Source organism: Mycobacteroides sp. H001 (assembly GCF_001440005.1).
GTDB classification, from domain to species: Bacteria; Actinomycetota; Actinomycetes; order Mycobacteriales; family Mycobacteriaceae; genus Mycobacterium; species Mycobacterium gwanakae.
The window spans coordinates 1-19,388 of sequence record NZ_LJYH01000023.1 but is presented as its reverse complement, the minus strand read 5'-3'; the positions used below and the strand labels follow the sequence as shown (position 1 = coordinate 19,388).

Here is a 19,388-nt window from a genome sequence, read left to right as displayed (position 1 = left end):
CGGTCAGGCTGGTGGGCGTAGCCCTATCAGGGTGTCCTCGTTCGCCTGGATGAGTCCGCGACCTGCCTTCCAGAGGAACAGCGAGCCTTCTCCGGGTATCTCCCATCGGGTTTGACAGGTGGAGGTGTCGGTTGCCACATAGTTGCGGCGGTAGGCCTCGGCAGTGATCTGGACAGTGCTGGTCACGACGGTGGTTCCATCCGAACCGACATAGGACGATCCAGCGAGATTAATTGTGCAGATGGGGCCTGGTCGGCCGGTGAGGAGATCGAACTGCTGCCAGCTGTCGCCACTGCCGCTGTTGATGTAGAGTTTGGCCCCGATGATGCGGGAGCGAGCGGCCTCCCCAGCGGCCACCTTGGTGACTAGTTTTCCTGCGGCGGTGTAGACCTGCAACTGAGGACCCGCGCGCACTATGGGCATGGCCACATTTTGCTGCGGATACCCCACGTCGGGTATCTGGGCCAGCAGCTGCCCGTCCGTGTCGTACAGCCCCACTCCGGCTGAAGGACTGCCGGAGTGAATGCCCTTCATGTACTCGTACGCGAAGCCGCCGTTGTATACTTGGGCATCTCGTAGTGTGATGCCCGGCGGTGGTGTCGGCGTTAAATCCTTTCCGTCGACGGAAAATACCCGAAACGCCTCCTTGTCGGTCGCTGTTTGCGCCGCAAGCGTCAATGGTGGAAGGTCGTCGACCTGCGAGGCATTCGCCTGGAACACCTCCCCACTGCCAGCCAAGAACCATGTCAACTCGGCGTGCTGCCCAATCCCGTACACGCCCTTGCCTTTGACGGTAGCCACCAGGCGAGTCTCGCCAAGATAATTTCCCACCGCGAGCAGGTGCGGCTCATCGATATTCTCGCCCGAGCTGTCCTGAGAATGCACCTGGGGGAGTCCCGTGAAGATGATCGCGCCGTGATTCAGATCGATCACCCACACGCGCTCCAACCCTTGGCAGTAACCTGCCTCCTGCGGGCAATCGGGGTTTACGCAAACCGCTGTCGTGGGACCGTTCGTGTAGCAAGCTTTAGCATCTCCATGAAATCCGTCCAGCTGTACCGGTGGAAACAGCCGCGCCCCTGTCGCGGTGTCGACCCCGTACACCCAGCCCTTAGGATCCACGCAGCGATTTCCCGTGCCGCAGAACATGGACACGAAAAACGCCTTCTGTCCGATTGCGGCAAAGAGATTGCCGACCTTCACCTGCGGCGGCAGCCCGACCTCGGCGGCGCTTAGCTGCCACGCCGGCACCGGCTGGCGGTCCAACGAGAACGAAATCAATGAGTCTTGTGGAGTCCCGATTGGGGCTTCCTTGGCAGGCGAGCGACCGTTGGCGTCGTTAGTGCCCCGTTGAGTACTGGGCCACCACCACAGCAGCGCAACCAACACGACGACGACTGCTGTGGCTGTCGCACCCACCCACCATCGCCGGTTGCGCCGCAGCTGACTGCCCTCGGAGGGAGACACCCCAGACGGTGCCGACAGTTGATCGCTCGATTCCACCCAACGAAATCCTTCCGGTGGCACACCCGAGTCCGTCATCGATGGCTCCTCCTTTTCTCGAACCACCCTAGTGGTCGGGATCGGTTGACGGGCAACCACAATCGTCATGGGGTCAGCGCAGAACCCACCGCCCAGACCCGCAACTCACCGCCCTCAATCCGCATCACGAATACCAAACTCTGATCGTCCAAGTGTGTATTGAGCCCCCACACCGCCCCACGACGGGTCAGCGCGCCGGTGGCGAGCACGCGAATCTCTTTACGAAACGGGCGCCCCGCCTTGATCTCCCCGAGTTCTCGAGCCACGAGATCGGCTGGTTCAGCTACCGACAACGCCTCTAAGTTAGCCAAATGACGCTCGTTGCGTTCCCGCACCCACACCCGAACAGTCGTGTCCGCTATGGTTCGTGCCTGCTCGTCGGACATGGATTCACCGGCAGCGAGGGCACGTAAGGTTGGCCCCTCACCTTGATCACGGCCGACGATCGCCACCACCAGAAGCGCCATGGCCGCCACTGCCGCTACCGCCCACAGGCGCGCCATCAAAAGATGCCGCCCGCCCAGCGCTGGCTTCGACGAAATGCATTTTGGCGACTCTATACTCGTGGCCTGAGCCGGAAGTGCTTGGGGGATCAAGGGTTCGGCGCGTATGGCGACTGCACCGGTGTCGTCACACTCGACAACGGTACGACCCCGCGGCCGTCCCGGACGGCTGCAATATTGTATTAGCAGATGCGTTGCTTGGTCCGGTAGTCCGATCACCGACGATTCTCGCCCGATCGTCGCAGATGCCGTAGCGGCTCTACCGGCGCCGAACTCCAGACGGACGCGCTCCCAAGCGGTTGGCGCATGTGTCAGCACCAACCGCAGCGCCTGTTCGATCAATGCCCGATCCTCGTCGTGATCCACCATGGCCCCTGTCTCAGCCTGGCACCACGGACAGATCGCAGACTTTCAGTCCGGTTCCATCGTCGTCCAACGTGTACTCGTCTGCGAAAAACCCGCCTTCTTGCTGGGCTGCCGCTACTTCCTGTTGCTGGCTTTCACTTAGCGGACGGACCCGCACGGCCACCGTCACCCAGACCTGTGAGCCTGCGTCCCGAAAACGAGTTACGGCGTCCAGAACAAGCAACCCTTGCCGCTGGCCGTAATCCTGCAATGAACTGAGCCAACTCAGCACCGACGGCGCGGGATGCGTACAGATCAATGTTCGCATCCGCGCCACGTCGGCGTGGTTCTCTGCGTCAATCCAGCGCGAAATTACCGCGAACGTTTCCTTCTGGCGCGGCGGCGGGTCCGGCAACGCCGCCACCTCCACCCGCGGCGGAGGTCCCCATCGCCAGTCGACTGCGAACACCACCGCTGCCGCGACCAGACATCCCACTGTTAAGGCAGTCAACACGAGAACCAGCGATCGCCGCAGTGCGGGCATTTTTGCTGGCTCGGTGCGCACTGCCAGTCGTCCGTCGGAATGACAATCCAGGATCAATCTCCGCCACGGTGCCCCCGCCGCCGCGGCACGATGCTGATGCTCGGCTAAATTCTCGAGGACCTCCGCCGGCACATCCATTGGCGAAGGATGCCCGTCGGGAGTCGTCGCTGATGCCGCAGCTGGCGCGCCCGGCGACGACGGTTCGAATTCAGCATGTAGATGTGTCCACCCCGTCGGTGCCTCCACCAGCAACAGCATGACTGCATGCTCGATCAAGGCGCGATCATTACACACTTGACCACCGCTGACGCCTCCGGACACCGATCAAGACTAGCGCGGCCGTGGCGGCCCCCGGCTGTGCCTGTAACTCATTTGTCAAGCTGCGGTGGTGAGCAGTTCTCATACGGCGTCCGTGAGCTGGCGGTCTACAATTTATCGTTGTTACAGGCTGCTGTTGTCCCGGTCTTTACAGTTTTGGCCATCATGGCCCTCACCATCAGGCATACCTAGCCTAGTAGGCCGCGCGCGCCAAAGTTCGGGAACTTCGGAGTGCGAGGCTATACACTTGCCGCAGCCCAGGGTGGGCAAACGGAGGGGCGATGAAGTTCGACGACACCTACTTTTCCAAAGAGGACAGGTACTCCCTCGGCGTCGAATCGACTTCGGGCCGCTACTACGCGTCGATACCCGTGAGCAACGGAATCGTTGACTACGAAGAGTATTACGAACTCAGCCCTGCGCAGTACCGCGAGTTCCTGGCCGACAGCACGGCGGCACTGGCATTCATCGAAGCATGCCGTCGCCACGAGTGTGACGGGTTGCTCTTGCAGCAACCGGGCAGTAACCGCGGGACGCCGGTCTAACACGAGACACCTAGGAGTTGTCGTGGGAATGTTCGACGGACTGTTCCAGGATTCAGATGATGTCGATCTCGAAACGATCATGTCCGATATGGACAAGGCACTGGGCGCTATTGCCGAGTCCGCGCAACGTATGGCTATCGAGACCGCCGATGCCCGATCCAAGGACCATTTGGTGCGGGTGTGGGTGAACGCTCAGGGAATCGTCGTACAAGTCGAGGTCGACGACGAGGTGTTCGCCGAGGCTACCAGCACCCAGGTGGCGGAATCGATGTTGGAAGCGACCCAGGCCGCGGCGGCCAGGATGAATGACAAGTCGAAGATATTTCAGGCCGACATCTTGAAGCAGACGTCGGCTCTGGGGGCGGGCATACCAGGTGTCGGGGCCATGGGGACGATTGACGACTTCGCCAAACTGCAACCGACCGTGCCCCTCTCGCCGCCCAATTCACGGGAACGCCAGGCTATGGCCGAACAGCTCGATGACGGCGATGGGCCAGACGATCCGGAACCACCGATGACGGTGCTCGATCGTCGGTAGCCACCAAGGCCATGGGCTTCGAAAAACTGAGGAGGCGCCTCTTACCCGCGGGGGTTATCGTAGTCTATTAGCTACGATACGTATTCAGGCAGGGGCAAGGAGATCGCGATGGCCGGGAAGTTTGAGTTCAGTCAGGGGCCAGCCCGGGCGGGGGCCGCCAAGTGGGGTGAGGCTGCCAAGGTCGCATCGGCAGCGGCCACAGGGGTTGGAGAGCTGACCGATTCGCCATGGAGCAACGATAAAATCGGCGCTGCGTTCGCCGAGAAGTTCGACCCCAACCGTGCGCAAGCCATCAAGAATGTGCAGGATCTGGCCAAGGGCTTGGGGACCATCGAGCCAAACCTCGCTGCTGCAATCAATTCCATTGTTACCCAGACCGGCGGTGAGGCTGGTTAGCCGCTCCACGAATTAGTCTGATTTCGGTGCCAGCTGCACTGTGCGACTCGTATGGCGCAGCGGTCGGGGATTTTGCTGAGGGGGGCATTCTAGGATGAGTCAGGGTCTTCCGGGCCCCCTGAATGGGATACTTGAGGTCCTTGTCGGGATGCGATATCCCGATGGCGACGAGGATGCTTGTAGAGAGCAGGCGACGCAGTGGCGCAAATTTGCCGCTGACCTGAAGGCACTCGAAGACATTGTTAAAGATGGGCGGCAGTTGACCCTGGAGGGTTTTTCCTCCGGCGAGTATCACGACAAGCTAGTCCGGCTGTTTCAGGACATTCCGGACGATGTCAGTAAAATGGTCGGCCAGCTGAACTCAATAGCTGACAGCGTCAACAACGTTGCGAACACGATCGATGACACCAAGACTACGTTTTGGATCGCACTGACTGCGTTGGCGGCGACCATCGCAGCTACAGCCTGGTGGACCTTCGGCGGCGGCGCGGCGGTGGCGGCGGCGGCTACGCGCGTCACACTTCTCGCCGCCTTGCGGTGGGCCGTTTCGCGCGTGCTAGGCGAGGTCGCCACGAAGGTCATCGTTGCGATTGCGGCGCGGATTCTCGAAGGGGCTTTTGCGGGCGTAGTCGGGGCGATCGCGGGCGACCTCACCTCGCAGGGTTTGCAATTTGCCACTGGTACGCACCCGCCGGGTGGGTTCAACTGGGGCGAGTTCGGCAAAGCTGTGGCGGGCGGGGCGATTATGGGCGCGGTTGCTGCGCCGATCACAGCTGTCGGTGCGAACTTCAAGCTTGGAAACGCTTTTGCGAACGGCGCCAAGGACTTTGGTGTCAGCACCGTTGCGAACACCGCCGGTGGGCTGGCCGCACAGCCAATCGTGGATGGTCACTTAGATTTCGGGAAAGCACTCGCCCAGGGTGTTGCCTTTGCCGGAATCGACGGTGTCAAGGGCTACCGTAACCCCACACATGCCGACGGTTCCACTGGCTACCGTGACATCAGTGAGGTACATCCGGCTGCCTCGGACAGGTCTAGTTCGACGGCACCATCGCCCGCCGAGGCCCGCGCCACTTCCAGTGCGCAGGGCGCCGGTTCGCATGACGGGGGCGCGCGGTTGGGATCGGATCCGCCGAAGGCCGGCGGCCCAACCGCCGCCGACCCGGGCGCCGGTCAACACACCACACAGAGCACCCCGAACGGTCATGCCGCGTCGAACCCAACTGCCGCGTCGTCAGGCCCGCGTGTCGAGGCGGGGTCACCAAGTGTGCCCCGGGCCGAGGGCCCCCAATCCAACAGCGGTTCGACCAGTACTCCGACCAACACCCCGACCGGAACCCGGGCGGGCGTGGTACCGACGGGTGCTTCCCCATCGGCAGCGCACCCCGTTAGTCCAGCCGCGCACGTCGCCGACAGCGCCGCGCGACCTGCCCCGGCGGCATCTACCACCGGTGATCGTCCGGTAGCGCCAGCCACCACCGGCGAGCCAACCCCACGATCCCCTAGCAGCGAGGCAGTCGATCGCCCAGCGCCAAGCAGCGAGGCTTCCGATCGCCCGGCATCGGCAGCCGACAGACCTGCCCCGGCCGGAGAGCAAGCCCAGCCCCGCCCGTCCAACAGCGGCGACCGCGCTGCAGAGCCCGCGCATGCTACCGATGCTCACCGGCAATCAGCGTCGGGCGGCGATCCTGTGCAGCCCCGCTCGCTGCGCCCCGACCACGTCGGCGTCGAGCCCACTGCATCACCAAGCAAGAGTGGCCTGCCAGCAGAAGCGCCGAGGGCACCGAGCGAGCCGTCGGCACCCGCTGACCGACCCGCCGGGCAACTGGAGCCGCCTAAACCCGATGGGCAGCAGCCCGTCCCGCGGTCAGCCGATGATCTTGCAGCCAGAACCCCCGTGGATAATCAGGCCGCCGCGGCCCGAACTTCATCCGACGGCCAACCCGCCGCGCCCAAAACGGCACCGGACAACCAGCCCGCGGCTCCCCGGCCCGCGCCCGAAAGCCAACCTGCGGCGCAGAAGGTTCCGGTGTCACCGGAAAGTAAATCGGGGGCAAGGCTTTCCGCTGATTCAGATGCCCACGCCGCCAAGCAAACCCCGGACTCCGAGGTGGGGCAGGACGGCAAACGAGGTCCGGCAACCGCGGACCCCAAGCTTTCCGAATCGGCTGATCCCGCTGTGCCGGCGGTGGCTCCACCGGCGATGCCCGCCATCGGCGGTGAACCGGTGGCACGGGCACAGGAAGGTCGCGCCAGCGCTACACCCTCGGGAGCCAGAACCGCCGCCGATCCCAACAGGTCGTCGGCTCGCTCCGGCGACTCCGGCACCGCAACAGAACCCAGACGTGCCGGTGTTGACGACTCCGGGGGTGAGCAGCCGCGTGGCCCCAATGAACCACTCGGCGACGTTCCGATCAGTAAGGAAATGTCGGATGAGATTAGAGCGATGGAGAAGGGTGACCGTCCGCCCCCAGAGAGCTATCTGCCGCCGGAGTACATCAAGCAGCATTTGGAGAGATTCAGCGAGGGCGCCACTCGGTTCATGCCCGAGAGCAATCTGAATAAGTATGGGATTGCGCAGCGCGACGGAACTTCCTTCGTTATGCCTAAGGTCGAAGCCGATGCGATGCTGGCCCGAACCCAAGGTGATCCGCGGGCGATGGAAAGGGAACTCGGTCTGACGGAAGGGTTCCTGGACTCCAACAAGCTGGTCCGCATCGACATCCCAGAACCGCACGGCGCTAACGCGCGCATACCTTCGGGTAATGAGGCCGGCGCCAACGAGAAGTGGCTTCCGGGCGGCAAGTTGCCTGACGGTGCGTCAGAGGCCGTCATCGACGGCGGCAAGCTGGGGCCCGATCGCTATACCGTGACCGATCTGGAGACCAAACCGACAGGCGCAGCCGAGTCGGGGGCTAAGCCACCTACGTCATCTGGGCCTGCTCGGACTGAGGGTGCGCGTTTGGAGTCGGATGCCAAGCCTCCTGTGTCGTCGGAGTCGGGGGCTAAGCCGCCCACCGCACCCGAGCCAACTCGAACTGAGGGTGCGCGTCTGGAGTCGGAGGCGAAGCCGCCTACGTCTGAACCGGAGGCGAAGGCGCCTACGTCGGCTGAACCGGAGGCTAAGCCGCCCACCGCGCCCGAGCCAACTCGAACTGAGGGTGCGCGTCTGGAGTCGGAGGCGAAGCCGCCTACGTCGGAACCGGAGGCGAAGGCGCCTATCTCACCTGAGCCTGCTCGAACTGAGAGCGCGCGTTCGGAGGAGCTCTCCACGGGCCGTGACTCGGCACCGGAAGAGTCGGTGGCATCCCAGGATCACGATCCCTCGGCCCGCTCCGAGCCCAGTGTTGATCGCGATCCCAACGAGGCCGGCCGGGATGTGGCGTCGCATCCCGATGCCGAGCACGCCCGCGAGATAGCGAACGATGCGCTGTGGCGGCGGGAACCACCTGTTTCCCCCGATGAGATTCGACGTCAGCTAGGCAACGACCCGCACAATGAGCAGCGGGCGGCAGACAATACCCGCTGGTGGGAGCGCTTGAGCGGTGAAGAGCAGCGTGCACTGATCGACACCTACCCCCGAGAGATTGGTAACGCCGAGGGCATTCCGCCGTGGGCTCGCACTGAGGCCAGCACACACGAGCTGACCCGACTACACGACGAGTTGCAAGCCCGTAAGGACGCCGGCGAGCACCTGACCCGTGCCGAACGCAAAGAGCTGAAGCGCTACGAGGGAATCCAGCGAGCTCTCGATGACGCGCACAGCTGGGCACAGAAGCATGGCGGGGAGGTGAATATCCTGGCGTTTGACCCGCACGCTTTCGGTGGCGACGGTCGGATGGTGGTCAGCGTCGGCGAGAACCCCTTCCGTGCGGATGCAGTGTCTTGGCACGTACCGGGCTATTCCACGACGATCGACAAGATCGGGGGCAATCTCGAAAACGCACGGGCGCATTTGGAATCTGTGTGGAAGGAAGGCGGCACCAAGGTGTCGTCGATTGCCTGGATCGGCTATGACGCGCCACAAGGCCTGTTCAAGGGACTGTGGGATGTCTCGCACACGAAGCTAGCCAGCGCTGGCGGCGACATCCTGCACGGGGATATCACTGCCTTCAACGCTGCGCGCGACGTGATCGCCGGGGATGGCAGCCACTTCTCCACCAACGACATATTCGCCCACTCGTACGGGACGACCACCTCCAGCTTCGCCGGTGAAGGCGCCCGGTTAGGCAACGAGGTCCGCAGTGTCACGTTGGCCGGATCGCCCGGGGCCGGACCCATCGGAAAAGCTGCCGATTTCGGTGTCGGCGACAAGGTATTCGTCGCGTCATCCTCGCGAGACCCGATCACCATGCTGGGTGGGCGCACTGCCGATTCGGCGGGACGGTTCTTCGGGAAGGGTCTGGGTTTCGATCCGGCGATGGAAGGGTTCGGGGGTCAGCGAGTCACCGCCGAATTCCCTCAACATATGGATCACCTTTCCGGGAAACATGGAACGGTCAGCACCCACACGGCGTATTACAAGTTCGATCCGATCCTGGGTGTGCGTACCGAATCGTTGGCGAATTTCGGCCGCATCGGGGCCGGCCATTTCGACCAGGTCCATCACGAGGTCCCTCGCACCGTTGATGACCGCCCCGGATGGCAACCGGGTTGGCGCACCGACGAACCTGCAGCCGGCCGGCCTTTGCGGCTTGACCACGATGTCAGCGGTCAGTATTCATCGGATCGAAGGATCTGGGATCCGCGCTGGCATGAGGGATACCGGGAGCCAGACCCGGGGCAGGTGACTGCCGACAAAACCGGTAGCTCGCAACCCGCTGCGTCCGGCGAGCACACCGGCGACCACTCGGGCAGTCCCGCTGCGCCCAACGTGAGCGAGCATCCGGTGCCGCAGCCAGCGAAGGCTCCGGCCGTGGAAGGCCAGGACTATGGTCTATCGCCTCAGCATGCCTTTGAGCTTATGCAGAACCCTGCGGACGATGTAGCGCGCCTCCATGAAGGTGGCGTTCCCAGTACGGTCACCGACGGCTACGACCCACTCGCTGGCCGCACCATCGATCAGTTCGAACACGAATTCACAGTCTCTGGACGAGACGGAAACCCCCGATGGGACTGGGATGGCCAAGCGCCCAACAATGGATTCGCCGGACTGCCCACCATCACCGACCGGATTCCTCAGGGATATCAGCTCGACCGACTCGGTTCCAATGGAGGCGGATTCATGGCAGATGAGGGCGCGCCACTGGCTACGCGTGCCATGCCACCAGGCGTAGCTAACCAGTACCACACATTCGAAGGCACCGGGAAGTCAATACCCGATGGACTAGACTGGGAGGTGCACTACGGTCCAGCCAAGTCAGCTTTCGGTCAGCCAGGCGGAGCCAACCAATGGGCTGTCATCGACAGAGCCACCGGAGACCCAGTGTCGGTTGATCAGTTACTAAAGAACCGGCTGATTCGTGAGACCACTGGTAGATGAGAGAGATCGTCATGAACCCGGATTTCGCGGCTGCTGATCCTAGATTTGTTGAGCTAATCAGCCAATACGAGAATTGGCGACGAACCTACTCGTACGCTGGCCAGCTCTCACTGAACGCGCCAGTATGGGAAGACGGCAGACTTCACCTCCGCGACGGCTACCCCTGCGAGGGCTGGACATCGCTAATAGTCGAACCGAAAGACGGTGGATGCAACGTTTTGCGAGCCACAACAGAACGCCGCAACGAGCCCCACGAAAGCTTAGTGGCCTTCTTTTCGGATATTGACGACGCCGGAAAATACATCATCTGGGATCTCGGCGAGAGCCTACGTATGGACTTCCGTCTTGATCCCGTTCAATGGGCTTGGGAGGACGAGGGGCTCGATGACCGAGTGCGTCAGGTTTCGCTCGATCGTTATGTGTCGAAATTCGAGTTGAAATCTGACCCGAGCCGCTATTTCGTATTGCAAGCTGGTGGTATTCGACCTGAGAATCACCTATTGCCACTGACTTACAGACAGTTAGATTACTTGCTGCTGAATGGATTCCCGGCCTCGATCACCTCTCAACTGTGAGTCGACTCTACGAGGTTGTGCCGAACCTGTCTGATTCTGCCGGTCCGCTGGACAAGTCAGATGTCGGCAGCGGTATCTCGACGTATTTTCGCGACACTGACTGGATCATCAACTGTCCCGGGGGCGCTCGCCGCTGATTCATCATCAATTCTTTGTCCGAATGGAAGAGGTGACCTGGCGGGGCATTTCTCCGACTTCGGCGAGCAGGTTGGACTGGAATGGCGTGGTTGCCTTCACGATGACTGGGATCAAGAGTTCGGGAGATCGATGTTGCACTCGCGGGAACAAGGCTTGGCAGAGTTGAACCTTTGGCGTTACGCGGGCGACGACTGGAATAAACAGGCTTACGTATGAGAAAGACCCGCTGGCGAAGCAGAATAATTGCGCCGCAAGGTTTTTTAGATGCCGCTGCTGCGGCGGGTATGACGATTACGGCGCAGTCCGGTATGAAATCGCCGAAACTTCCTCGCCAGGAGGAGCGAGGTACTTCGTCTGCCTCCGACTAAGTCCTCCACGCCGGACGTGCGCCGCTGTGCCCGGTAGCCAACGACTCGCCGAGCGTCCAGGACGTGCTGTCCGCCGACAGCTAGGCTGCGGTGATGCCGTCGGGTAACGAACGCACACCGTCCCCGATCCTTGTCGCCATGGTCACTGTCGTGGTTTGGGCTTTCCTCGTTGGCGCGTTGCCTCTGGGAATCGCGCTCATACACTGGGGTCTGGATGGCCTGAACCGCGATCAGCCCTACTGCTATGGCGTCGCCATGAGCCGCGGCGGTACCTGCCAGATCGACGAATACCGCGTACACCGGGAAAACGACTACGACGGGCAGCTGGCTTACGAACACCACGGCGCCAAAGTCCAAATCGGGTTCGGTGTGCTGCTTTCCTTGATCGGTGCCCTTTTTCTGTCATTCTTCGTGGTCAGCCGCTCGAAGATATGGCCGAAACGCAAACTCGAGTAGTTTCCTGGCGACGCCCGCGCAGGCCGCCGTGTTACTCGCGTCTCCAGCATGGAACTATCGGAGTCCAGTGACGCTCTTCTCGATGATTGGGTATGTCTAACGGACCGTGATTGCCTGCGCGCATTCATCCCGGCGCAGCTGGCTGCCTACGGCCAGAGCGGGTGGACTAGGACGCGAATCCACACCCTGATCGAAACACCGATAGCCGCCCTGTTGCGTCGGCTACCGAAATTATCGAGGCCGTCATCGACTTCCCGTCTGCTGCCGGCGGCGACGGAGGCACGATTCGCCTAGGCGCAGCTGTGGGCTGATGCTGGCGATCCGTCGCACTCAAGAAGACGGTGGCGGGTGGGCCGTACAACGCGCACTGGTCGCCTGTGGCACCGTCATCATCGACGTTCAAGTCAGCGGTTACTGGAGTGACACCGATCAGGCTCGTCAACTCATCGAAGCCATTGCCGCCACCACCAGCGCTGGCCGGTGAACTGTTGTGCGGCGCGGACGATCACTACTCCTCGTTGTTTAGATAGACCCGGTCGCATCGCACCCGCGGCGGGGCGGTGGCATTAGCCCTTACTTCCCGTGCCCGCTTGTAGACTTGGCGAACGCTGGCTACCTGAGGGAGATCCCGCTGTCGTATCGCAACCTGGACGACGACGTGCAGATGAAAATTGCAGGCGACCATGAAGGGTTGATCAGCAGATCATGCCTGGTCAGGCGAGGGGAGCGGTACTGTGCCATCTGATTATGAAAGCCCTGACGGGCGTCCCAACGATGCGCCCGCCGTGCGCAGCGTTTCATTCGTCGAAGACGGGCCCTCTGATCCCGGCACGGCCGCCGATGACGCGGAGGTCAGGTCGCGGGCTTCGGCGATGGTCGACCCGATCGTCCGGGACATCGCGGCGTTGGGACCGCCGGGGTGGTTGGAGTTCACCGCGGTGTTCGCGTTGACAATCCGGGCGGGCAGTGCCACCTGCGGGTTCGTCACCGCCCAGGGGGCGCAGCCGGTGACGGTACCCGCGTCGGTCATGGCGCAGGCTGCTCAACAACGTGACGTGAGTGCGCAGGTGTCGGCTGGGCCGTGGTGGCGGATGCTGCTGAACGTGACCAATCAGGGTCGGCTGCAAGTCAGCTACGACTACGGTGACCAGCCTTTTCCCGATGACCAGCTGCAACCTGCCGAGAACTACCGCGCCGACCTCGCCACTTACCCGCGCCCCCAGGTACCGATTTGGCTCGCAGGCTACATAGCCGGGCCGGCCGCCCAGGGCCGCACGCCCGCCCAAGCATCGGCGGCCGCGGCGGCCGATATCGGGGCCGGTCGCCGCGGTGTCGTCACCGACGACATCGAACCCCTAGCCCAGACGTTCATCCGTTGGGCCGTACTGGCCGCGGTATATAGCGGAGCCCGCTCGCCGTGGGGTCCACGGATCGATGCCGGTCTCGCCTGGTACGAATCCGATGCACGCAGCGGCTCCACTCTGTACCTGCTGCCGGGTGATCGGGCAGTACTTTCGGGTGGGCGATGGAATTCACCGCTACTTGCCGCGGCCTACCAACGACACCAACCGCTGCCGGACTTATATCGCGGCGCCCCGGACTGGGTCAACGACACCGTGCTCAACAGCCGCAACCAAAACGGACTGCTGAGTTTTTGCTACTGGTGGACCGAGGGGCAGTGGTGGCGTGGAGACACCGACACCTTCGACGAACTCGATGACCCGTTGCCGCCGATTTGGACCCCCAAGGAATGCATTGCGGCTATGACGGCGGTGATCGGATCGGGCTCCGAATGGGCCTGCGGGCAACTGCTGGCGGCAGCAGAGGGCCGCGCCGTCACCCCTGACTTGCTCACCGCCGCCTTCGTTGGCCACCCCAACGCCGATCTGCGGGCCGCACATGAGCAACTCCGCTTTGCCGGCTTGACCCGATGAGCCCCACCCTCGATACCGCGCTGACCATCGCTGGATTCGTCGCCGTGTTTATCGGAGTCGCGGTGGTCATCAGCATCGCACCGTTTGCCATGCTGATGAGCGATGCAATCCATGACGACTCCCCGGCGATTCAGTCCTACCTGGTTATCGCCGCCGTCGTCCTTCCCCCAGTAGTGGTTGTTGCCGAGTACCTCACCGGCATCGTATTGGCCTGGCGAAACTCCGGCACCACGGTCTACTACCCGTGGATCACCTTGGTCATCGGCGCCGCATCGTGGTGCGCCATCGCAATCGTCATCGACACCTGGTTCGAAAATGCCCAATTCAACATCAATCCCCGCCGCCGCGATGTGGTCAAACGCTATGCAGTACAAGGAACTATCCATAACCTCACAGCCTCCGAGATCGCCGAACTCGATGGGCTAGTACTTGACGACCGACTCGGGTGGCGAGACCGCACCGCGTTGACGCCGACAGACACCCCCCGTCGTAAACGCGCCATTCCCCGAGACCTGTTCCAGGCCAAGCACCGTATGTTCGCGGTGCACGCTGACAAGGGACTGCCACCCGGCTGGCACATCGAACGATCCGATATCGCAGGCGAAGCAGCTGGCCCTGGTGGGGGCACCCAGTACGTGTTCATCGCTCCCGACGGTCAAACCCCCACCTTCCAGCCACTCGTTGAACGAGGATTCTTGGAGGAGACGTCCGCATGACTATCGAAGAAACCACGGGCGCAGACACCCGAGCGTTAGTCGAGAAAGTGCTGGAAGCGCTGGTGTCGGTCGCATCACCGGGCTGGCAGACGGTGCACGCTGCATTCAGCATGGCAGGTGGGGAAGAGATCGCCCAGGCCGTTGCCGTGACTACCGACGGCAGCGTCTCGATTCCGGCGACCTCGAAGATGGTGCAGCCCATGCGTGAGCATCGGCGAGTGACCATCGGCTCGCAGGGGCCTTGGCTGCGGTTCTTAATTGATTGCGATAGCAGCGGCAATTACAGTGCGGCACCGGATTATGGCGACGCCGAACTCCCGCCAAGCCAATTACTTCCTGCCGCCGCGTATGTGCGTGACTTCCAGCAGCATCCGCGTGATCGCGCGCCAGTGTGGCTGTTGGCGCATATAGGCAACGAGGGCCGTCAGCTGCGCCCTGCACGCGTCGCCTATCAGCAAGCCGCCGATGGTGTCAGTGGTGCCGATATTGCCGATGATGAAATCCCGGCTCTGCCATTGCTGTGGGCGCGCACGGCGGTGCTGGCGGCGCTGTGTCGCGGCGTCGATGCTGCCTTTGGGCCGCGTTGTGACCCCACATTCCAAGTGCATCAAGGCGACGGCGGCGGATGCACATTGGCTCGGCTACCCGGCGGTCGAGCAGTGCTCTCGGGCGGCCGCAATGATTCACCCTTATTGTCAGCGGCTTATCGGGGCACCATCTCGTGGCCGGATCTGTATCAAGGTGCGCCCACCTGGGTGCATAGCCTGTACCTGGATTCCCGTGCGGCGCGGGGCATGCTGTCGTTTTGCTATTGGTTCGACGGTCAGCACTGGTATCGCAGTGAGCTACCAGAGGCGGTCGGGCTGAACCACAATGGCCGTCCATGGAGTCCCGAGGACGAACTTGTCGGCGGGATGCCCGAGGTATGGACGGCGAACGATACCGCCGCTGCTGCGGTAGAGCTGTTGAGAGACATCGGTGTTGGGTTGTCCGATCGGTCCGCGGACGCCGTCGCCCTGATTTTCGCCGCAGAGTCAGGCATTGCGCAGCCCGAGCACCTGCTCCGGCTGCTTGGTGGCGTTGTCCCTGACGCTTTCGACATGGCCGAGGCGATGGCACAACTGGACGCAACGGCCGTCGTCCGCCAGCCAATCGACTGAACGGTGAGGTCGCCATGGCAGCACAGTATTCGGTGTCCGATACCTGATTGCCCCGACGATCACGAGATCTGTATGCGCGACTTATCCGCACGCGATGAGTTCCTCGGCGAGAGTCATAAATATGGCTAGGTTCTCGACACGCTTTGCCGCCTCGACCATCACCGCCTTTTTGGGCTTCACCCGCAAGAACAGCTCGACGTGACCCTTGTTGACGTTGTTGTTGATCCAGATCGTGGCGATTTCCGGCCACCGCCAGGTGTGGAGAGTGTCCCCCATCTCGGTTGCGCTCAGCCAGACCGGGCCGAAATCGAGACGGTCTCCGGCCGAGATCGCCTGACGCGCACCGGGTAGCTGCGTGCCGACGATCCCGCTGACAATGGCGGGACCCCATTCGGTGGGACCATCGAAACCGCTGTGCAGCCTTGTCCCGCCATTGGCGGACACCTTCGGGCCGCCTGGTTCTCTCAGGGTGTAGCTGTATTCCATGGCGCTGCCCATCGAGCTGGTCCGTCGGACGATATCCCGTGTCACCCGCGCCGCGGCATATCGGAACACCGCGATGTCCTGCTCACGATTGGTCACGATGGCACCGCGCTCGAACAGGTCCAGCCGGCGGTCCCCTTTGGCCATCCGGATGCGGCCCCGCACGAACGACACCAGTCCCAGCAGCGCGGGGACCAGAAAGATCACGCCGATGAGGCGCGCGCCTGGCGTCGTAGCCAGGTACAGGCCCAGCAGTCCGAAAAAACCTGCGAACGGCACTGAAAACCACGATTGCCGCCACTGGTAGCCGCCGACGTAGGCGCCGAGACCGGCATTGGTAGCGGCGGTGTGGATCGCACTCATCAACACCGCGCCGACGGCGGGGTCCGGGGACCTCGATTCGGTCATTTGCTGGTTCCTCCGTTTTGGTCTGCAACCCTGGCTGCAGCGGTTTCCGAACGCATCCTAGCTCGCAGCCCGGCAAGTTCACGCGATCGAACTCCGGGTGCCGGAGATGAGACGAGAACACTCAGGTTCCGTTGTGGGAGGCGGCTTTTGAAGCCACTACTACGAAGGGGCTTTCGTTCTGCCCCCAACTCAAAACTGCCCGCCTCGTAGAACGAGGCGGGCAGTTTCGTTGTGCTTAGACCGTCAGAGGCCGCGGCCGCCGCCGTAGCTTCCGGACACCGCATCGCGCACGGCATTGTCCTGGGCGTGCATTGCATCGTGCTGATCGACGGCATTCTGGGTCTGCTGGCTGTGCCGAGCGATCCAGTCCTGCAGGTTCAGCTGCACCGCGGCTTCGACCTCGGCGACGGCAGCTGCACCCTGGCCGGCGAAGACCGGGTACAGGGACCGGAATGCGTCGCGCAGTTCCTGGGTCGCGGCGTCGAGCTTGGTGCCGTGGCTGGCGAGTTCATCAAGGTTGCCATAAGCGGCCTTGCCGTACTGAATTGAGTCAGACATGTTCGTCTCCTTGCTTAATCCGTTGTGGTCTGGGTGGGTTAAACGTCGTCGGAGGACTGGAGCTGCTTGACGCCCTCTTCGCTGACCGTGATGAAGTTGAACAGGCCCTTGGTGATCTCAGAGGCCTCGTCGTTGTATGAGACTGAGGCGTTCATGTACGAGCCGTGGCTGCTGCCACCCCAGTTGGCTGCCATGGCGCGCTGCTCTTCCTCGATGCCTTGGAAAATGCGGTGTGCATTCTCGCCATGCTGGCGGGCAGTCTGGAAAGCTGCCATCGCTTCGGCCGGGCTTACTGCCAGGCCACTGTCATTGTCGAGCTCGTTACCGGTGGTTTCCATGGTGTCCTTCCTTTGCTTCCAATGTGTACTGCTGAACTCCGACCGCACTGATGAGCGTTCGCCGGATGAGGAGCATTCACGTTGTCCTCCCCCTTGAAGGCCCTAACTAGCACGAGAGTAGCAGGTAACTCAAAACTCGGCGCGCAAACCTGTGCATCCTGCAGATTTACTGCGTGGCAGAGGGGCGCGGGCCCGGCTGACCTTGTGTTCCGTACTGTTGGCCCGGAGCCTGGCCCGGCGCCCGGGCGAAGCTCGGCAGACCCGCCTGCCCTGGCTGAGCGGCCTGGGGCGCATGGCGATCGACAGTCGCCCCCCGCGGATTCTGATTGTCCACGTAGTCGGTGTAGCTGGCCGACTGGTCGGCCACGTGCTGCACAGCGCGTGCTGCCGATTGCCCGTGCGCTCCTCGCTGCAATGGTTCCGCTGTCTCGGTCGGCTGGGAATGTTGGTCCGGGTACTGGTTGTAGTACTGCGCCATCTGTGCCCAGTATTCGGAGTAGGCCTCCTGTGAGCCCTGTTCCGCCTCACCGGCCGGATGTGCCTGCAGCAGCCCGCCGATGGCCACCACGGACTGCAGCCCGTTGACCACCACTATCACCGTCAGAGCCCAGCCACCGTTCGCGGTGCTGATCAGCGCCGCCAGGGCGTCGAGGAACCCGGCCGCCGCCAGTACGGCGATCACCTTGTGGTTTGAATCTTGCCGCGGGATTAGCCCAAAGCCTGATAATAGGGCTGCAAGCACCGCAAACCGGACGCCCCACGCGCCAGGATGTCCTTCGGGCATTGGGCCGAAACTCAGCAGATATGACGCGGCTCCCAGTACGAGAACTGCCAGTGCCATGTAGTGAGGCAGCAACAGCCGCTTCTCATCAGTGCCGAAACTGTCGCTGTACGCGGCGGTGTAGTACCCCTGGTTTCCCGACGGATAGGACATGGCCCTCCTACATTCCTACATCGCCCGGCCCGGCATGTGGGGCCACTGTGTTTAGGCTAACTCAAACGTGGTCTTGCCTGATCGAGGACGGGCGTAGCAATCTCGAATTGGGAGTGTCCTTCGGCCACCACTACCATAGGTTTAGGAGTGGTATCAGTACCTGGAAGGGGGGGCGTTGGCTAAGAAGAAGCCTACGGCGGAGCCGGGCGAGGGATCCATCGCGCGTCCTCCCTGGCTGCAGCCGCCGGAGAAAGAACGGCGTTGGTCACTGTCGGGGCTCGGCAGTAAGAAGAAGGATCAACGTGAGCCCGCCCGTGATCGCGAGGCTCCCCAAGTCGTCGACCTTGACGATGATGATGATCAGGTGGTCGAACCGTCGGCGCCCGACGTTCCAGAAACGACGACCGTGGAGGACGTTGAGGCGGATGTGGTGGTTGCGCCTGCCGACATTGATGAGTCGGTGAGTCAGCCTCGACGCACGGTGACCGACGACTCGGTCGCTGTGCCCTCGGTATCTGGGCCTGTGGAGCCGGTCGATAATCCTTGGGAGATGAAGGTTCCGGCCTGGGATGAGGTGTCAGAGTCGCCGGTGTCGCCGTCGGTGCTTGACCGAGCTGATGACATTGAGATATCGAGCGGTGGGGACGAGGCGACGGTGGTCCCTCCGGTATCTGGGCCTGTGGAGCCGGTCGATAATCCTTGGGAGATAAAGATTCCGGCCTGGGGTGAGGTATCGGACCCGACAGTTTCGTCATCGGCGCTTGACCGGGTTGACGGCGTCGCCCAACCCGGCATCGGGGATGACGTGGTCGAGGATCGTCCCGATGCTGCCGAGGTGGATGCGGCGCGGACCGGTGATGCGGTCATGGTGCCTGAGTCTGAGGTGTCGGGGCGGGTCGATGTGCCTGGGGAGTCTGAGGTTCCGGAGGTCGAGGCGGCTCCCGCCCCGGTCGAGGATGTTGTCCCGGCGTGGCAGCCTCCCGCTCCGCTTGTGGAACCGGAATCGATTGATTCAGAACCTGTTGCGGTTGAGGCTGAGTCATCGACCGATGCCCCTGAACTTGATGAGCCGGTGGGTGTGTCGACCGGCGATGCGGTCGTGGAGTC

Annotated in this window: 17 protein-coding genes and 1 pseudogene; 11 read left to right on the top strand and 7 right to left on the bottom strand. The window is 62.6% G+C overall.

The genetic code is table 11. The features are described from left to right. Positions 1-3: 3 nt before the first annotated feature. The 3 genes from AOT83_RS06010 to AOT83_RS06000 form a co-directional block, all read right to left on the bottom strand. Positions 4-1,389, bottom strand: a complete 1,386-nt coding sequence (locus AOT83_RS06010; RefSeq protein WP_131727372.1) for a hypothetical protein — start codon at positions 1,387-1,389, stop codon at positions 4-6. 218 nt (positions 1,390-1,607) lie between these two features. After that, positions 1,608-2,045 (bottom strand): hypothetical protein, encoded by a 438-nt coding sequence (locus AOT83_RS27605; RefSeq protein WP_131726939.1) that lies wholly within the window; start codon positions 2,043-2,045, stop codon positions 1,608-1,610. A 379-nt stretch (positions 2,046-2,424) separates the two neighbouring features. Beyond that, positions 2,425-3,072 (bottom strand): hypothetical protein, encoded by a 648-nt coding sequence (locus AOT83_RS06000; protein WP_131726938.1) that lies wholly within the window; start codon positions 3,070-3,072, stop codon positions 2,425-2,427. Positions 3,073-3,533: 461 nt separating this feature from the next. On the opposite strand from AOT83_RS06000, the gene AOT83_RS05995 reads away from it, so the two are divergent. From AOT83_RS05995 to AOT83_RS05955, 10 genes are all read left to right on the top strand, one after another. Next, positions 3,534-3,797, top strand: a complete 264-nt coding sequence (locus AOT83_RS05995; protein ID WP_057964181.1) for a hypothetical protein — start codon at positions 3,534-3,536, stop codon at positions 3,795-3,797. 28 nt (positions 3,798-3,825) lie between these two features. After that, the gene (locus AOT83_RS05990; RefSeq protein WP_057964182.1) at positions 3,826-4,335 is read left to right on the top strand and encodes a YbaB/EbfC family nucleoid-associated protein; all 510 of its coding nucleotides are present in this window, start codon (positions 3,826-3,828) and stop codon (positions 4,333-4,335) included. Between the two features lie 108 nt (positions 4,336-4,443). Next, complete coding sequence (locus tag AOT83_RS05985; protein WP_057964183.1) at positions 4,444-4,731, top strand: hypothetical protein; 288 nt, start codon at positions 4,444-4,446, stop codon at positions 4,729-4,731. A gap of 94 nt (positions 4,732-4,825) precedes the next feature. Beyond that, the gene (locus tag AOT83_RS05980; protein WP_131726936.1) at positions 4,826-10,213 is read left to right on the top strand and encodes a glycohydrolase toxin TNT-related protein; all 5,388 of its coding nucleotides are present in this window, start codon (positions 4,826-4,828) and stop codon (positions 10,211-10,213) included. Further along, a complete protein-coding gene (locus AOT83_RS05975; protein ID WP_057964185.1) occupies positions 10,210-10,788 on the top strand; it encodes a hypothetical protein in 579 nt (192 codons plus the stop codon). The genes AOT83_RS05980 and AOT83_RS05975 overlap by 4 nt, the downstream gene beginning before the upstream one ends. Positions 10,789-11,387: 599 nt before the next feature. Further along, positions 11,388-11,750, top strand: a complete 363-nt coding sequence (locus tag AOT83_RS05970) for a hypothetical protein (protein WP_057964186.1) — start codon at positions 11,388-11,390, stop codon at positions 11,748-11,750. 307 nt (positions 11,751-12,057) lie between these two features. Beyond that, positions 12,058-12,234, top strand: a complete 177-nt coding sequence (locus AOT83_RS27275) for a sensor domain-containing protein (protein ID WP_324610508.1) — start codon at positions 12,058-12,060, stop codon at positions 12,232-12,234. Between the two features lie 250 nt (positions 12,235-12,484). Further along, a complete protein-coding gene (locus AOT83_RS05965; protein WP_131726935.1) occupies positions 12,485-13,684 on the top strand; it encodes a hypothetical protein in 1,200 nt (399 codons plus the stop codon). Further along, positions 13,681-14,400 carry a hypothetical protein gene (locus AOT83_RS05960; RefSeq protein WP_057964188.1) on the top strand — a complete coding sequence of 240 codons (720 nt, stop codon included), beginning with the start codon at positions 13,681-13,683 and terminating at the stop codon, positions 14,398-14,400. Before AOT83_RS05965 ends, AOT83_RS05960 begins: the two co-directional genes overlap by 4 nt. Continuing rightward, positions 14,397-15,560 carry a hypothetical protein gene (locus tag AOT83_RS05955; protein WP_057964189.1) on the top strand — a complete coding sequence of 388 codons (1,164 nt, stop codon included), beginning with the start codon at positions 14,397-14,399 and terminating at the stop codon, positions 15,558-15,560. Before AOT83_RS05960 ends, AOT83_RS05955 begins: the two co-directional genes overlap by 4 nt. A gap of 81 nt (positions 15,561-15,641) precedes the next feature. Here the strand turns inward: AOT83_RS05955 and AOT83_RS05950 are convergent, their stop codons facing one another. The 4 genes from AOT83_RS05950 to AOT83_RS05935 all read right to left on the bottom strand — a co-directional run bounded on the left by AOT83_RS05950 (position 15,642) and on the right by AOT83_RS05935 (position 18,281). Next, positions 15,642-16,451 (bottom strand): DUF6585 family protein, encoded by an 810-nt coding sequence (locus tag AOT83_RS05950; RefSeq protein WP_057964190.1) that lies wholly within the window; start codon positions 16,449-16,451, stop codon positions 15,642-15,644. Positions 16,452-16,694: 243 nt separating this feature from the next. Beyond that, positions 16,695-17,009: a hypothetical protein gene (locus tag AOT83_RS05945; RefSeq protein WP_016343402.1), complete on the bottom strand. Its 315-nt coding sequence runs from the start codon at positions 17,007-17,009 to the stop codon at positions 16,695-16,697. 38 nt (positions 17,010-17,047) lie between these two features. Further along, a complete protein-coding gene (locus AOT83_RS05940; RefSeq protein WP_057964191.1) occupies positions 17,048-17,347 on the bottom strand; it encodes a hypothetical protein in 300 nt (99 codons plus the stop codon). Between the two features lie 166 nt (positions 17,348-17,513). After that, complete coding sequence (locus tag AOT83_RS05935) at positions 17,514-18,281, bottom strand: DUF5336 domain-containing protein (protein WP_057964192.1); 768 nt, start codon at positions 18,279-18,281, stop codon at positions 17,514-17,516. A gap of 175 nt (positions 18,282-18,456) precedes the next feature. On the opposite strand from AOT83_RS05935, the pseudogene AOT83_RS05930 reads away from it, so the two are divergent. After that, a pseudogene (locus AOT83_RS05930) lies at positions 18,457-19,388 on the top strand (hypothetical protein); the annotation flags it as partial.

Excerpts from the sequence above, each read along its gene's own strand:
- AOT83_RS05970 (WP_057964186.1), top strand. The coding sequence starts at position 11,388 with ATGCCGTCGGGTAACGAACGCACACCGTCCCCGATCCTTGTCGCCATG.
- AOT83_RS05975 (WP_057964185.1), top strand. The coding sequence starts at position 10,210 with ATGAGAGAGATCGTCATGAACCCGGATTTCGCGGCTGCTGATCCTAGA.
- AOT83_RS05935 (WP_057964192.1), bottom strand. The coding sequence starts at position 18,281 with ATGTCCTATCCGTCGGGAAACCAGGGGTACTACACCGCCGCGTACAGC.
- AOT83_RS05955 (WP_057964189.1), top strand. The coding sequence starts at position 14,397 with ATGACTATCGAAGAAACCACGGGCGCAGACACCCGAGCGTTAGTCGAG.
- AOT83_RS05940 (WP_057964191.1), bottom strand. The coding sequence starts at position 17,347 with ATGGAAACCACCGGTAACGAGCTCGACAATGACAGTGGCCTGGCAGTA.
- AOT83_RS05995 (WP_057964181.1), top strand. The coding sequence starts at position 3,534 with ATGAAGTTCGACGACACCTACTTTTCCAAAGAGGACAGGTACTCCCTC.
- AOT83_RS27605 (WP_131726939.1), bottom strand. The coding sequence starts at position 2,045 with ATGGCGCGCCTGTGGGCGGTAGCGGCAGTGGCGGCCATGGCGCTTCTG.
- AOT83_RS05980 (WP_131726936.1), top strand. The coding sequence starts at position 4,826 with ATGAGTCAGGGTCTTCCGGGCCCCCTGAATGGGATACTTGAGGTCCTT.
- AOT83_RS05985 (WP_057964183.1), top strand. The coding sequence starts at position 4,444 with ATGGCCGGGAAGTTTGAGTTCAGTCAGGGGCCAGCCCGGGCGGGGGCC.
- AOT83_RS06000 (WP_131726938.1), bottom strand. The coding sequence starts at position 3,072 with ATGGATGTGCCGGCGGAGGTCCTCGAGAATTTAGCCGAGCATCAGCAT.
- AOT83_RS05960 (WP_057964188.1), top strand. The coding sequence starts at position 13,681 with ATGAGCCCCACCCTCGATACCGCGCTGACCATCGCTGGATTCGTCGCC.
- AOT83_RS05945 (WP_016343402.1), bottom strand. The coding sequence starts at position 17,009 with ATGTCTGACTCAATTCAGTACGGCAAGGCCGCTTATGGCAACCTTGAT.
- AOT83_RS05990 (WP_057964182.1), top strand. The coding sequence starts at position 3,826 with ATGTTCGACGGACTGTTCCAGGATTCAGATGATGTCGATCTCGAAACG.
- AOT83_RS05950 (WP_057964190.1), bottom strand. The coding sequence starts at position 16,451 with ATGACCGAATCGAGGTCCCCGGACCCCGCCGTCGGCGCGGTGTTGATG.